Origin of the sequence: Pseudobutyrivibrio sp. MD2005, from assembly GCF_000621865.1 — a bacterium.
Classification (GTDB): Bacteria; Bacillota; Clostridia; order Lachnospirales; family Lachnospiraceae; genus Pseudobutyrivibrio.
The window spans coordinates 73,761-87,762 of record NZ_JHXE01000001.1; the positions used below are offsets into that span (position 1 = coordinate 73,761).

Here is a 14,002-nt window from a genome sequence, read left to right on the forward strand (position 1 = left end):
TAAAGCTATTAAAAAAATAGATTGTAAGTACCCTAATATCAAGTTATAATAAAAGTAGGATTTCCCTACTTTTTAAAGGAGGTGTTAATATGGCAAGTACATTATTTGTAAATGACGCAAAGGTAATGTCGAAAGGGCAGGTCACTATACCTAAGAATGTAAGAGCAGTGTTGGGTATAGAGACTGGAGATAGGGTGACATTTATAGTTGAAGGAAATGAAGTTAAAGTTGTTAATTCTGCCGTATATGCTTTAAAAAAGTTCCAAGAGCAAATGAAGGGTGAAGCTTCAAAGGCGGGATTATTATCTGAGGACGATGTTGCAAACTGGATTACTGCATCACGACGGGAGGAAAATGCTGAGTGAGAGTGATGATTGATACAAACATTTTTATTTCAGCAGCGTTATTTCCTAATGGGAAAGTAGCTCAGGCATTGAGAAAGGCACTAACTTATCCATATCAACCTATAACTTGTGACTATGTTGTTGATGAACTTCATAGAAAGTTTCAAGAAAAATTTCCAGATAGATTAGTGGAACTAGAGGCGTTTTTGTATGTTGCTTTACAGTCGATAAAAGTTGTCAAAACTCCAAAAAAAATGAATGCAGCAGAATTAAAAATACGAGATGTTAAGGATAGACCAATACTTAGAGCAGCACTAAATGCACATGCGGACTTATTCTTGACAGGCGATAAGGATTTTTTAGAAGCAGCGGTTGAAGATCCAAGAATTATAAACGTAGCTACTTTTTTAGAAATGTAAATTGATATAATAGAGCATTACTATTCATTGGGTAGTGCTCTTTTTGTTTGTTAAAGTTTAAAGGAAGTAAATATAAGATGTTATTTGACGCACGTCAAATAACATCTTATAATGACATCAGGAGGAATAAAAATGATTTCTGGTGTTGTTATCAAAGAAAAGCAAGACTTAACACATTTAAAATGGTCACATACGAGAAATACTAGTGGGACAGCAGGCACGTTCCTCAAGTCTCAGGAGCTAGTAGATGGAAAAAAGATTTACTATAAGCTATCTATGTACGACAGCGAAAAGGGAATAATCGGTCATGAATGTGTAAATGAAATAATAGTAGATAGATTATTAGAAATTCTTGGGGTTGAACATTTGCATTATCAATTGATACATGCTGATGTTGAAATTAATGGGCGAGTATTTGAAACGTGGGTTTGTGCATCGGAAGATTTCAAACAGCCGGGTGAGAATAAAAATGCTCTAGATGGATTTTATCAAGTGAATTCATTATCTGGAGAATCCCGCTATGATTTCTGTGTAAGAAATGGCTGGCAGAGATACGTAGATACGATGTTAGCTGTGGATTATTTGATTATGAATCGCGATAGACACGGAGCTAATATAGAAGTGCTTAGAAATGCTAGAAAGAAAACACTTAGGATAGCGCCTTTATTTGACCATGGTTTATCTTTTTTATGTTCGTGCATGTCAAAAGAGGAAATAGAAGCTTTTGATATCAATAAGGATTTACCATGTCAAAACTTTATTGGTGGGCGTTCAACGTTAGATAATTTATGTCTAATCAAAGATAAGAATAGTATTTTTCATGATAAACTGTTGCCTGAACATCATGAAAAATTAATTAAGGATTTAGACGACGTGATTACTGTTGCGCATATGGAGAAAATATGGGAGATGCTTTATTCGAGGTGGTGCTATTATGAGAGCCTTTGCAATTTATGATGAGGATTTAGATAGAAAAGATGAAATAGGTTTTCTGCTATATTATGACCGTACCGAAAGTTTTATTATTGAATTGAGAGATGATTTAACGGAATGGACTGCACCACTTTTATACTCCTCACTAGTAAAAAAAGGAATATATACTATCCCAAAAGATTTTGCTAAATTATGGGTGGATGATAGAGTTATCCCAAGTGGTCGTCAAAATATTGGCGAGATTCTCAAAAATGCAAAATTGTCAGCCTATAGCGAAGGGAAGCTGTTGTTTTTATCACAAGCAAGATCATCTCAAGACGCTTGCTATATTAAAGAAATTGATAAAAATAATTTGCCAGACTGGGTATTGGAAAGACAAAATAGCAATATTGATGAATGTTTTCCTTTGGATGATGAGCGCATAATAGTACTGCTTTTTAATGATAATGCTTTAGAAGTTGATTTGAAAAAGTGCTTAGAAGCTGTTCCTAAGCTTTCTACTATCATTGGAAAAGAAAGAGTTATTAACACCATTAAGGTGGATGTCGGAGGCTATGGCGTTGTTTTCAATGATTCTGTTTTGATTAGCAAGAGCATATTAATTGATAATGGAGTAGTATTACCTATTTACGCAAATGTTTTTCATAAATTCATAGAGCATAGTGTTATTAATACGACAGAAGCTTGTGAACGACTTGGTTGCACAAGGCAGAATCTATCATACTGGGTAAAGAATGAATCACTATCTCCACTGAAACCAGGCTGGAAGGAAAATGTTTTCCTAAAAGGCGAAGTAGATAGATTGGATTGATAAAGAAAATTATGAACAAATAATGATTATTTTGTTAAGAGTGTGGTAAAAACCATAAGATAGGAAAATCAGGTGTTATAATAATTTTGTTACTGTAGATTGAATGGAGAAGGATAAAAGGTGACAAAATGAAAGAATTCGTTTTTGAGGCCGATAAGGGCCGAATACCTGATGCGCTAGATTTTATCCGGGAAAAACTTAACGAAAAGAAGACAAATCGTAAGAATTTGGTAAAATCTTTGCTTGCAGCTGAAGAGATTTTGGGGAAAATTTGTGAGGTTGCTGAAGAAGGCACAGATATAATTGTAGGCATAAGTGGCCTGTTTAGTGATCTTAAAATTAAATACAGCGCAAAAGGTGGGGAATTTACAGTTGCTGATATTGAGCAGAAATTATTGTTCTCTGGAGAAACAGCAACAGATGACAGAGCTAATGAGGCAATGGGTGGATTGCTCGAAAAGCTCTTTGGCTCAAATCTTAACATCAGATGTGAAAAGGGTAAGATTTCTGTTACTCAGCAGGTTGAGAAGTCTCCTTATAAGTCATTGATTGTAACAATAACCGCTCTTATACTTGGTATTTTATGTGGTCTGTTCATTCAGAAATATGCATCTGAAGAAGTTGCTACATTCATGACAAAGAGTATATTTGTTCCAATCTACACTGTTTTGATTAATTCCTTGAAAATGGTAGTAGCACCACTTGTATTCTTTGCTATTGGAAATAGTATCGCAAGCTTTTCTGATATCAAAGCATTGGGACGTATAGCTTTAAAGATTGTAGGTATTTATGTATTTACATCTGTATTGGCTATTTGTGTAGGTTTATTCACTTATACATTATTCCCAATTGGAAATACAGGGCTTGCAGCAGCTGTAGATGCAGAAGCAGCAGTTGAAACAATTGCAAAGGGCGAATCTGCAACAATTTCCATCAAGGATACACTTGTAGGAATCGTGCCAACAGATATTATCACACCATTCCAGACATCCAATATGCTACAGATTATCTTTATGGCAGTATGTTTGGGACTTGCAACTGCAGCACTTACAAAGGCTGTACCAGCGGCAAAAGATTTTGTAAATGCAATGGATAAGGTATTTTCAAAGATTACAGAAGTAATTGTATCCTTCATGCCTGTACTTGTATTTTGTGCAATGGCTAAGATGATGGCCACAATGGATCTAAGCTCATTTATACATGTAATCAAATGGATTCCAGTTGTATACTTTGGCGATGTCCTGATGGTAGTTGTTTACTTGCTGTTATTGTTCTTTGTTGGCCTTAATCCATTCAAATTTATTGGCAAGTATTATCCAGCTATGATCGCAGCATACACATTGTCATCTAGTAATGCTGCATTACCATCTTCAATTAGACAGTGCAAGAAGCTTGGTGTTTCAGAGAAGATTTATTCATTCTCATTACCACTTGGAGCAACAATCAATATGGATGGTAGCTGTATCACATTGATTATATCAGCGCTATTCTTTGCTAAAATATATGGATTACCAACAACAAGTACTATGTTAGTTCAGTTATTCATCGCTATCATCGTATTATCAGTAGGTTCTCCTGGAGTACCAGGTGGAAACCTTGTATGCTTAACACTTTTGATTCCACAGATTGGTGTTCCAGCTGAGGCAATAAGCCTTGTAATTGGTTTGTATCCATTAATCTCAATGATGCAGACAATGGCAAACGTAACAGGTGACGCTGTAGTTACAACAATAGTTGCCAAGAGTGAGAAGATGATAGACACTAATACTTTTAATAGTTAATAAGGAATTGTTTGAGAGCCATCGTAGGGAACTTGCGATGGCTCTTATGTCATCTTAGTATTCAAAGTTATAGTGGAAAAAGCAGAGTATTTTGTGATACACTAGTTGTAATTTTTTTATAAAGGGATAGAGAATAATGTATAAAATAGCACTTATTTACCTGCTTATTGCAAATGTAGCAGGCCTAGCCATTATGGGTATTGATAAAAGAAAAGCAATTAAAGGGGCTTGGCGTATCCCAGAAAAGACGCTTTTTTTGTTTAGTGTAATTGGTGGAAGTGTTGGAACTTGGGCAGGAATGTACCTGTTCCATCATAAAACAAAGCACTGGTATTTTGTGATAGGAATGCCGCTGATATTGGTTTTACAGGTGGTCGGTATAATATACTTTAAGCAGAAATTAATTTAAGGAGCAAGAAGATGAGCGAGAATGAAAAGCTTGAATGGGAAGAGATATCTTGCGAGCATATTGTAAATGATGAATGGATTGATTTTAGAAAAAGCGCTTATAGATTTCCGGATGGAAGAACTTTTGAGCCGTATTATAGCTACAGCCGAAGAGACTATGTTGTAATCGTTGCAACAGATGAAGATGATAATTTTATCTGTGTAAAGCAATATCGCCATGGAATCAAGCGAGTAACCACAGAATTCTGCGCCGGAGGAATCGAGAGGACTGATGGCAAGGAATATGGCAATCACATAGACGAAAGTAGTGCAGAGGATGCTCTTTCAGCAGCGAAGCGCGAGCTTATGGAAGAGACAGGCTACGAAAGTGATGATTGGAAGTTCCTGTTATCAGTACCATCAAATGCTACAATGGCGGATAATTACGCTAACATCTTCCTTGCTAAGAATTGTAAAAAAGTCAGCGGCCAGAATCTTGACGAAACAGAATTCTTGAATGTACATTTACATACAAGAAAAGAAATAGATAATATGATTGAATCTGGGGAATTCCCTCAGGCTACACATATATTAGCATTGCTATTAGTAGATAAGCAGTGCAAGTAGATAACTGTAAATTAAAGGTGGAAGGAAAAATCTATGACATATCTAACATGTTTTTTTCTAGACAATGAAAAGGATATAATTGTAAATCTTTACAAGGATTTAGACAAGATCTACTACGTGCTTACCACACCAAATCATAGCACTGGTAATCTCATCAGAAATCTTGCAAAGACATGTAATTTGCAATTATCTAAAGATGAAAATGGAATGCTTATTATCACTGATGAAGTGCCATGCTTTATTGATGGCTCTAATCAGGAAAGCTATATATTTAAGCTTGGAGACACAGAGATTGCCAGCATTTATCCTGATGGAAGGGTAGATGTAAAGGCAACAATCCCAGCCATAGCAAAGACATTAATGAGTCAGACCAAGGATTTCAAGCTCCCAATAGATAAAACAATTTTTAAGACCTTCATTCAAAAGGATTTGAAATTCAGAGCAGATTTGCATACTCACATGAATGGAAATCTTACAGGTGATGTGTTGATTGCTCTTGGTATAGCTCATCAGATCAGATATCCACTGTATTATGTTAAAAAGCTAGAGCTTGAAATGACAGATGCTCAGTGGGAAAAAGTCAATGCCAGCCGTGAGAAGGTAGCCAGACAGTTTGTAAGCTCTGGGCTTCAGGGCAAGTATCTGGACAGAAGAATTAATGATAATACCTTTATTAACTTTGCAGATTTAATTCTAAATAACTTAGACAATGCAGAGCTAAATATCGTAAAAATAAGAAATTCCCTTGCAGTAATTAAGGATGGTCAGGCGGTATTTACCAATCTCGAAAAAGTATATTTGTACCGCTATGTTTTCTGTAAAGGCAAGGAGAGCGAGGAAAAGATTGACCTGACAAAGGTAGATTCTATCCCTGATGTGGATGTAAGAAATACTCTTAGACAGATGCTTAGAGATAAGGAAAATCCAGTTTATAGCCATAATACCATTTTCCAGGATAAGCTTCTTTGGATTGCAAGAAGCTATAAAAAACAGGGCATCTGCTACGCAGAAATCAGTGATACTACCCTCGTTAAGAAATATGAATCCTTGGAAATGCTTAGACAGGTCCATGAAGTCATGCCTAGCATTTACAATGAGACAGGGGTAATGATAAGATTCTTAGCTGCGATGCGACGTATTCCTCTTACAATCGTAAAGGACGCGGTTACACCAGCCAACTATCTCGAGCAGAATCTTGAGGTGCTAAAAGCTACAGCATTAGATCCATATGTAGCAGGTTGTGATTTTGTAGGTGAGGAGATTAACGATATCATCAATCTCAAGCCAGCTTTCAAAGAGATAGTAAAGATAGCAAAGGCAGACCCATCATTTGTAATCAGGGTTCATGCCGGTGAAAATGACAGTCAGAAAGATAATATCGCTCATTCCATTGCCTGCGTAAGAGATTCTTTAGAGCCAGGTCAGGCTATGCCAAAGATGCGCCTTGGCCATGGTCTATATAGTTATAGCCTTACTTCAAAGAAGGGCAAAGAGACATTAAAGCAATTAAAAGATAATAATGTTGTGCTTGAGTTCCAGATAACAAGTAACGTTAGACTTAATAATCTTAATTCCCTTGAGACACATCCTTTGAAGCAGTATCTAAAGCAGGGAATAAAGTGCGTTCAGGGAACAGATGGAGCAGCATTATACGGCACCAATTCAATCGACGAGCAGCTTTCATTGGAAAAGATGATTGGCCTTACAACAAGTGAGCTTCAGATGATGAAAGATGCAGAAACAGACATCATCGAAAGCAGCCAGCAGGCATATTCTGAAAAGAAAGCAGCCTTTGCAAAGCTTATCGGCAAAAACGAAATGGAAGATGTTTTACTTGATAAGATGCAGGCTGTTAAGATTTCCAAAAATTCAGGAAAAGCTGTTGCCAAGCTTGATGCCAACACAGAGCTTAAAGAGCAGATTGAGGAAATCACATGGGATAAGCTTCCGGTGGTTGTATTAGGAGGAAGCTTTAACACAGAAAGCCGAAATACCAAGCTAAGCGCTAACGCTACTAAGCAGATAGATGATCTGCTAGAATACTTTAATCCAGAGGAAGTATGCTTTGTAATTGGTCATAAGATTTCAGGCTATGAAAAATACATTTTAGATCACAACACTAAGGGCTTTAGAGTGTATTCATTTGTACCATCGCTAATTACCAAAAAAGAAGCAGAAAAGATTAAGGCTGCAGGGGTAAAGGTTAGAGTATCCACAGAGTCTGAGGGTATGGGAATATATAAGAGTTTTAACTACGAAATATTCGAGCGACGCCCATCTGCAGTAGTTGCTTTTGACGGAAATAGCGCTGGAGCCAATCTAATCCAGGAAGCTAAAAACGGAAAAGGACGTTCTACCATTTTCGTTTGGAAACACTCTAAGAATCTTATGCAAAAAGCTAAGTCTTTACATGGTTATGTTTATTCCTTTGATGCAGATGAACCATTAGTAGAGGCTTTGGAATCCTTGAATCAAAACTAAGTGAGACACAGTAGTTTCATGGTTTGTCCTGTAAAAGGTCATTATTTTTTCAAATTAATTTGTTACACTGTTTCCACAGTGAAGGTGGTGGAAGCATGGATTTTAATTATGAAAACGAAGATAAGCCTTATTCATCAGAAGAGGCCTATGATGATTTGGAAAAAATTCGAGAAAGGCTTCATGCCGCCAAAAGGAAAATTAACAAGGACAAGCTGAAGAAAACTGAGATTGATATAGAAATAAAAATTGATATTCCAAGTGAGTAAAAAGGCTGAGAAATCAGCCTTTTTATATTATATTCTATTGTGTAAAATATAATTTTTCGATATATTTAAAGTGAGAAACTATTAGAAAGGTTAAATAATATGTGGTTATTTTGTGCACTTGCGACCACCTTTATATGGGGTCTTGCAGAATTATTTTATAAGAAGGGAGCAAATCCTGACGAAAAGTACGCTCATTTAAAGATATGCATTTCAGTAGGTATCATAATGGGTATACACGCAGTATTTATACTGCTTACACAGAATATTGGCTACGACCCAATCAACTTCATAAAGTATATGCCAGTATCTCTTTGTTATATTGTATCGATGGCCTTTTCATTCTTTGGAATGAGATTCATCGAGGAGTCAATTTCAGATCCAATCGAGAACACATCAGGTGCAATAGTATCTGTATTGTGTGTCATCATATTAGGTGAAAGCATAGCAATGGGCTCAATAGCAGCTATCGTGCTCATCGTAATTGGTATCTTAGGACTTGGATTTTTGGACAACAACGGTGATACAGATAGAAAGAAAAAGCTTGGAAAGAAGATGGCAATAATAGCCTTTGCAATGCCATTTTGCTACGCGACACTTGATGCTCTAGGCAGCTTCTTAGATATCTATTTCCTAGAGATGGAAACCAGCCCACTCGTTAATGTAAACGAAGAAACAATCGAAGCTGTTGCCAACACATCTTACGAATTCACATTCTTTATCGTTGCCATAGTCTTTTTGATTTTCTTAAAGATTAAAGGAGAAAAATTCAATCTTCCTAAGCAGCGCGATAAAGTTTTAGCAGGTTTGTGTGAGACTGCAGGCCAGTTCACTTACGTGTACGCAATGAGTGGAAATGGTAAGATAGCAGCGCCAATTCTTTCATCAGTTTGTGTTGTTTCATTACTTCTTTCAAGAATTTTCTTAAAGGAAAAGCTTACAGCAAAGCAATATCTATTCTTGTTTATGGTTATTGCGGGAATTCTAATCTTGGCAATTATTGAAGGAGACTAAAATCTAGAGGTGAATTCTATGGGAAAAACTTTGTATTTAGAATGTAATTCAGGCATCAGTGGAGATATGACAGTAGGTGCCTTACTTGATTTGGGGGCAGATGCAAAGCATTTGGAAGATGTGCTAAGCACAGTAAAGGCCGAGGGCTTTCAAATCGCTATTACAAGAGTTAAGCGGGCAGGCTTAGATTGCATGGATTTCGATGTAATCTTGGATGAAGAGCATGATGGTCACGATCACGATATGGATTATTTATATGGCCATTTACATGAAGAAAGCCATGATTGTCACACCCATAGCCATGAGGAACATGATGATCATCATCATGACCACGATCACGATCATGACCATGGACATCACCATCATATTCACCGTGGAATGAAAGAGATTACAGAAATATTAGATAGTGCAGCTTTGACTGATAATGCAAGAAGTATAGCCAAAAAGATATTTGAAATCCTAGCTATTGCAGAGTCAAAGGCTCATGGCGTACCTGTTGAAGAGGTTCATTTTCATGAGGTTGGAGCCGTTGATTCAATAGTAGATATCATATCAATAGCAGTATGTATTGATAATCTTGGAATCACTGAAGTAATTGTGCCAAAACTATACGAGGGCCAGGGAACAGTTAGATGTCAGCATGGCATTTTACCTGTGCCTGTGCCAGCTGTAACAAACATAGTTCAAGAGCATAAGATTGCCGTTGAAATAATCAATGTAAATGGGGAATTGGTTACGCCAACAGGCGCAGCGGCTGTGGCAGCACTTAGAACAAGCCACAAGCTTCCAAAAGAATTTGTAATTGAAAAAGTAGGTATGGGAAGCGGTAAAAGAGACTACGGTCTCTCGGGATTTTTACGAGCAATGATTATTAATGAGAAGTAGGGGAAGCTTCTTGTAATTACTGGGCTTTAATAATATATTATAAATAGGGTAAAATTTGTATTTGGGGAGGAAGGCATAATGTCTGACGTTTTTGGGGTAAGAACTGATGAGTATGCAGATTATAATGCAAATGATATTCTGCATATGATAAAAGACCTTCCTGACGCATGCTGCGTGTTTAAAGTATTAACAGATCCATTCGGCACTGTCAGGGATATGCAGTTTTTATTTGTAAATGAAAAATATGCATCTTTAGTAGGAAAGCCAACGGCTGAGCTGATAGGTTCGACCTATTATAAGACTGTATCAAATAGGGATGAGGATTGGATTAGACTTAGTTATCAGGCAGCATTGATGCGTCAGTCTGTAATCAACAGAACATATAACACCAATTATAATAAGTGGTTTGAATTCTGGGCTGTTCCAGTCTATAAAAAGGGCTTTTGCGCATTTATAATCCATGATGTAACAGCAGAAAAGCGCAAAGAAGAGACAAGAGAAATCATCACTAATTCTAACAACATAATTATTGAGTGTGCCAAAGTTCTTTCAGCAAATGATTTCAAGAAGGGCATTAAATCCGCCCTAAAGAAGCTTGGAACAGAACTTAAAGCAGATAGAGTTTATATAGTAGAATGTAAAGATGGCTCAGCTGGGGAAATCTATGAATGGATTAATGTTCATAGTGGTAGAGGCTTGCCTTCACGTAAGGATTTTGATAAATATGATTTCTTTACAATGTGGAACAGGCAGCTAGATGGTAACAATGTTGTAGTCATTGATGATATTTCCTACATCCAAAAGAGAAATCAGGAAGTGTACGACGATGTATTATCAGGTAACATTAATCGATATTGCATTGCCACACTTAATGACAAAAAAGACATTATCGGTTATCTCATGGTAGATAATTTCGTTCTGAACCTAGATATCAATCTGCGCGAAGTTATGGAATCTGTAGCTATATTCGTATCAGAAGAGCTCAGAAACTATAACCTTGCAAAAGAAATGACATACATGAGTTCACATGATGCTCTCACAGATTTGGGCAACAGATCTTCATTCAATTCAACAATAAATATGCTTGAAGGAATGGATGTGCATGTTGGCATATGCTTTATGGACATCAATGGTCTCAAAGAGGTCAACGATAACGAAGGCCATGAGGCTGGAGATAAACTAATAATTGAAGCAGCCAACACCATAGCATCTGTGTTCAAGAAAAAATATTGTTATAGAATCGGTGGAGATGAATTCGTAGCGATTGTACCGCAGATTGATAAAGAGCATTTCGAAGAGCTTGTAGAAAAGTTTAGAAAAAAGAATAAAAAAGTATCTATGGCAATGGGTGCATTATGGCATGAAAATGCTGAGGCTGTAGAAGAAATGGTAAGTAATGCTGATAAGCTTATGTACAGCGATAAAGCCAGGTTCCATACAGCAAATAATGATCGAAGACAATAAGGTAACAAATGGCAAAACAAAAGAAGCAGATTGAATACAGATATTATGAAATCCCTGATGGGCATTATGTAATGGCCCTTTTAGGTGATGCTTGGGTAAGAAACTACGGAGCGGAGCAGGCTAATCTTTTACATTTTCATAATTACATGGAAATAGGATACTGCTACTGGGGAAATGGAATGCTCACTATCGAGGATTCAAACCTGAGCTACAAGGGTGGTATCATAACAATAATCCCGGAAAATATTCCGCATGAGACTAAAAGCATCAATCAGGGAATCTGCAAATGGGAGTATCTTTATATTGATATTAACAGTTTTATCAGAAATGAGATGCAGTTTAAGCGTATGCTTCCGGAGGAAGTAACTAAACGATTAAACAAACAAGGCTATGTAATTCAGTGGAATCAAAATAGGGTTTTAACTTCCATAGTCAAAAACATTATCGAGGAATATAGAGAGAAAAAGCCGTACTACAAAGAGGCGGTAAAGGGCTACTTAAGGGCATTTGTGGTGGAGCTGCTTAGAATCAACGAGGATATGAGTTCATCACTTACCCTTGAGGAGAAGCGACTGAACAGCTATATCGAAAAGAGCGTTAACTATATCGCAGAGCATTATGCAGAAGATATAAAAATGTCAGATGTAGCTTATGAATGCGGCCTTTCAGAGAGTCACTTCAGAAGAATCTTCGAAGAGAGCATGAGCATGAAGCCTTTAGATTATCTGAATATGATTCGTATAGACAAAGCTTGCGAAATCATACAAAACAAGGATTATGCCATGGAGGAAGTGGGATTTAGAGTAGGATATCAGACCCCTTCCACATTTAATCGTAACTTCAAAAAGCTCACCGGTAAGACCCCTTACCAGTGGAAGAAAGAAGGAAATCATTTAGGAATATCAAAAAAGAATTATCAAATAAGTGCTAAAAAAGGATGGTAGTTTTGCCTACGCAAAATTACCATCTTTTTTTCATGTTTCTGTCAAAATATCAGCGAAAAACAATTATTTAACAAAGTCAAATAGTCATATTTGCACATTTTTGGAGCGATTCTATGAGACATAAAAAAGTTGATACTAGTATTATGACTATATGAGGAGCGAGTATTGGGTTATAAATTGTGCATGATGCACAAATATCGCTCAAATATTTCTAACAATAAGGAGAACGGATGATGAAGAGAAAATTACTATCACTTATGCTTGTAGGCACAATGGCTGCTTCAATGGTAGCATGTGGCGGCGCAAGCTCAACAGACAATGCATCAGGGGAAGGTGCAGATGGAGCTGCTACAGCAGCAGTTCAGTCAGATGACGAGAACACACTTACAGTTTACGCTTGGGACGAGAACTTCAACATTCCAGCCCTTCAGGCAGCTGAGAAGGATTATCAGGAAGTTAACCCAGATTTCCATCTTGAGATTATTACACAGTCTCAGTCTTCAGATGTAGAAAGCGCTGTAACACTTGCAGCAGAAGCTGGTGACTACAGCACATTACCAGATATCGTACTTTTCCAGGATCACTACATTCAGCAGTACGTAACAAACTATCCAGATGCATGGCAGGATGTTGACGATGCAGATTGTGATTGGGATGGACTTGGAGCTGAAAAGCTTTCATACTCAACAGTTAACGGTAAGCACTATGGATTCCCAGTTGATGCTGGTACAGCAATCTTTGCTTATAGAACAGACCTTCTTGAAGAAGCTGGATACACAATGGATGATGTGACAGGAATCACATGGGATGAGTTTGATAAGATTGGTGTTGATGTATACAACAAGACAGGTAAATACCTCCTTTGCATGGATGGTGACGGAAATGACTTATTCTACATGATGCTTCAGGCAGAAGGAGCTTCACAGTTCAAGGATGGCGAGCCATATTTCACAGAGAACGAAAAGCTTGTAGAAATCTTTAACGTAGTTGTAAAGCTTGCTCAGGACAATGTTCTTTACCTTGCAAACGATTGGTCTGATTACACAGATCAGGCAATCCAGGGCGACATGGTAGCAGGTGTTTACAATGGTAACTGGATTATCCCAACAATCGAGCAGGTTAAAGACAACGCTGGTAAGTGGGAAATCACAACAGCTCCTACACTTACAGGTGCTGAGGGATATGCTTCAAACGGTGGATCTTCACTTTACATCACAGCAAACTGCAAGAAGACAGACCTTGCTAAGGACTTCTTAGCTTACACATTTGGTGGACGTTCTGCAGAAGACGGACAGTCAATCACATATGATGAGGCACTTACAAATGGTGGTGTTATCGGAACATGTGCAGCAGCTGCAGAGTCAGATGTTTACCAGCAGGGTGTTGAATTCTTTAATGATCAGCCAATCTATGCTGACATCGTAGAGTACACACAGCACGTACCAACAGTTGAGCAGTCAGATTATCACTACTCAGCACGTGAGCAGCTTGCAACAGCACTTCAGGATGTTCTTACAAACGGGGAGGATGTTGAAGCAGCACTTGCAAATGCAGAGCAGCAGCTCAGATTTGAAATGGAATTAGACTAAACTTAACGACTTGAAACAATAATGGGGAAGTGGCGAGCCCACTTCCCTTTTTTACAAAGA

Annotated in this window: 14 protein-coding genes; all 14 read left to right on the top strand. The window is 37.4% G+C overall.

What is annotated here, in order from left to right; all coding sequences use genetic code 11:
• Nucleotides 1-89: 89 nt before the first annotated feature.
• The 14 genes from T498_RS0100370 (at nucleotide 90) to T498_RS0100435 (ending at nucleotide 13,942) form a co-directional block, all read left to right on the top strand.
• Nucleotides 90-365, top strand: a complete 276-nt coding sequence (locus tag T498_RS0100370; RefSeq protein ID WP_028234195.1) for an AbrB/MazE/SpoVT family DNA-binding domain-containing protein — start codon at nucleotides 90-92, stop codon at nucleotides 363-365.
• A gap of 5 nt (nucleotides 366-370) precedes the next feature.
• On the top strand, nucleotides 371-763 hold the full coding sequence (locus T498_RS0100375) for a putative toxin-antitoxin system toxin component, PIN family (RefSeq protein ID WP_242839194.1): 393 nt from the start codon (nucleotides 371-373) through the stop codon (nucleotides 761-763).
• 132 nt (nucleotides 764-895) lie between these two features.
• Nucleotides 896-1,720: a hypothetical protein gene (locus tag T498_RS0100380; protein ID WP_036977576.1), complete on the top strand. Its 825-nt coding sequence runs from the start codon at nucleotides 896-898 to the stop codon at nucleotides 1,718-1,720.
• The gene (locus T498_RS0100385) at nucleotides 1,698-2,507 is read left to right on the top strand and encodes a hypothetical protein (protein WP_028234198.1); all 810 of its coding nucleotides are present in this window, start codon (nucleotides 1,698-1,700) and stop codon (nucleotides 2,505-2,507) included. The genes T498_RS0100380 and T498_RS0100385 overlap by 23 nt, the downstream gene beginning before the upstream one ends.
• A 128-nt stretch (nucleotides 2,508-2,635) precedes the next feature.
• Nucleotides 2,636-4,288, top strand: a complete 1,653-nt coding sequence (locus T498_RS0100390; protein WP_028234199.1) for a dicarboxylate/amino acid:cation symporter — start codon at nucleotides 2,636-2,638, stop codon at nucleotides 4,286-4,288.
• Nucleotides 4,289-4,424: 136 nt separating this feature from the next.
• Complete coding sequence (locus T498_RS0100395) at nucleotides 4,425-4,697, top strand: DUF1294 domain-containing protein (protein ID WP_028234200.1); 273 nt, start codon at nucleotides 4,425-4,427, stop codon at nucleotides 4,695-4,697.
• 11 nt (nucleotides 4,698-4,708) lie between these two features.
• Nucleotides 4,709-5,302, top strand: coding sequence for an NUDIX hydrolase (locus T498_RS0100400; protein ID WP_028234201.1), 594 nt, complete (start codon nucleotides 4,709-4,711; stop codon nucleotides 5,300-5,302).
• A 33-nt stretch (nucleotides 5,303-5,335) separates the two neighbouring features.
• A complete protein-coding gene (locus T498_RS14425; protein ID WP_036977578.1) occupies nucleotides 5,336-7,783 on the top strand; it encodes an adenosine deaminase in 2,448 nt (815 codons plus the stop codon).
• A gap of 95 nt (nucleotides 7,784-7,878) precedes the next feature.
• Nucleotides 7,879-8,049, top strand: a complete 171-nt coding sequence (locus tag T498_RS16650; RefSeq protein WP_155950992.1) for a hypothetical protein — start codon at nucleotides 7,879-7,881, stop codon at nucleotides 8,047-8,049.
• Nucleotides 8,050-8,148: 99 nt separating this feature from the next.
• On the top strand, nucleotides 8,149-9,060 hold the full coding sequence (locus tag T498_RS0100415) for a GRP family sugar transporter (protein ID WP_028234202.1): 912 nt from the start codon (nucleotides 8,149-8,151) through the stop codon (nucleotides 9,058-9,060).
• 18 nt (nucleotides 9,061-9,078) lie between these two features.
• Nucleotides 9,079-9,945, top strand: a complete 867-nt coding sequence (locus T498_RS14430; protein WP_036977580.1) for a LarC family nickel insertion protein — start codon at nucleotides 9,079-9,081, stop codon at nucleotides 9,943-9,945.
• A gap of 78 nt (nucleotides 9,946-10,023) precedes the next feature.
• Complete coding sequence (locus T498_RS0100425; RefSeq protein WP_028234203.1) at nucleotides 10,024-11,409, top strand: sensor domain-containing diguanylate cyclase; 1,386 nt, start codon at nucleotides 10,024-10,026, stop codon at nucleotides 11,407-11,409.
• Between the two features lie 8 nt (nucleotides 11,410-11,417).
• Entirely contained in the window at nucleotides 11,418-12,353 is a 936-nt protein-coding gene (locus tag T498_RS0100430; RefSeq protein WP_028234204.1) for an AraC family transcriptional regulator, read from the top strand.
• Nucleotides 12,354-12,583: 230 nt separating this feature from the next.
• Nucleotides 12,584-13,942 carry an ABC transporter substrate-binding protein gene (locus tag T498_RS0100435; protein WP_242839189.1) on the top strand — a complete coding sequence of 453 codons (1,359 nt, stop codon included), beginning with the start codon at nucleotides 12,584-12,586 and terminating at the stop codon, nucleotides 13,940-13,942.
• Nucleotides 13,943-14,002: the final 60 nt, after the last annotated feature.

What these genes read in the sequence shown, in the direction of transcription:
- T498_RS0100370 (WP_028234195.1), top strand. Translation starts at nt 90, where the DNA reads ATGGCAAGTACATTATTTGTAAATGACGCAAAGGTAATGTCGAAAGGG.
- T498_RS0100375 (WP_242839194.1), top strand. Translation starts at nt 371, where the DNA reads ATGATTGATACAAACATTTTTATTTCAGCAGCGTTATTTCCTAATGGG.
- T498_RS0100380 (WP_036977576.1), top strand. Translation starts at nt 896, where the DNA reads ATGATTTCTGGTGTTGTTATCAAAGAAAAGCAAGACTTAACACATTTA.
- T498_RS0100385 (WP_028234198.1), top strand. Translation starts at nt 1,698, where the DNA reads ATGAGAGCCTTTGCAATTTATGATGAGGATTTAGATAGAAAAGATGAA.
- T498_RS0100390 (WP_028234199.1), top strand. Translation starts at nt 2,636, where the DNA reads ATGAAAGAATTCGTTTTTGAGGCCGATAAGGGCCGAATACCTGATGCG.
- T498_RS0100395 (WP_028234200.1), top strand. Translation starts at nt 4,425, where the DNA reads ATGTATAAAATAGCACTTATTTACCTGCTTATTGCAAATGTAGCAGGC.
- T498_RS0100400 (WP_028234201.1), top strand. Translation starts at nt 4,709, where the DNA reads ATGAGCGAGAATGAAAAGCTTGAATGGGAAGAGATATCTTGCGAGCAT.
- T498_RS14425 (WP_036977578.1), top strand. Translation starts at nt 5,336, where the DNA reads ATGACATATCTAACATGTTTTTTTCTAGACAATGAAAAGGATATAATT.
- T498_RS16650 (WP_155950992.1), top strand. Translation starts at nt 7,879, where the DNA reads ATGGATTTTAATTATGAAAACGAAGATAAGCCTTATTCATCAGAAGAG.
- T498_RS0100415 (WP_028234202.1), top strand. Translation starts at nt 8,149, where the DNA reads ATGTGGTTATTTTGTGCACTTGCGACCACCTTTATATGGGGTCTTGCA.
- T498_RS14430 (WP_036977580.1), top strand. Translation starts at nt 9,079, where the DNA reads ATGGGAAAAACTTTGTATTTAGAATGTAATTCAGGCATCAGTGGAGAT.
- T498_RS0100425 (WP_028234203.1), top strand. Translation starts at nt 10,024, where the DNA reads ATGTCTGACGTTTTTGGGGTAAGAACTGATGAGTATGCAGATTATAAT.
- T498_RS0100430 (WP_028234204.1), top strand. Translation starts at nt 11,418, where the DNA reads ATGGCAAAACAAAAGAAGCAGATTGAATACAGATATTATGAAATCCCT.
- T498_RS0100435 (WP_242839189.1), top strand. Translation starts at nt 12,584, where the DNA reads ATGATGAAGAGAAAATTACTATCACTTATGCTTGTAGGCACAATGGCT.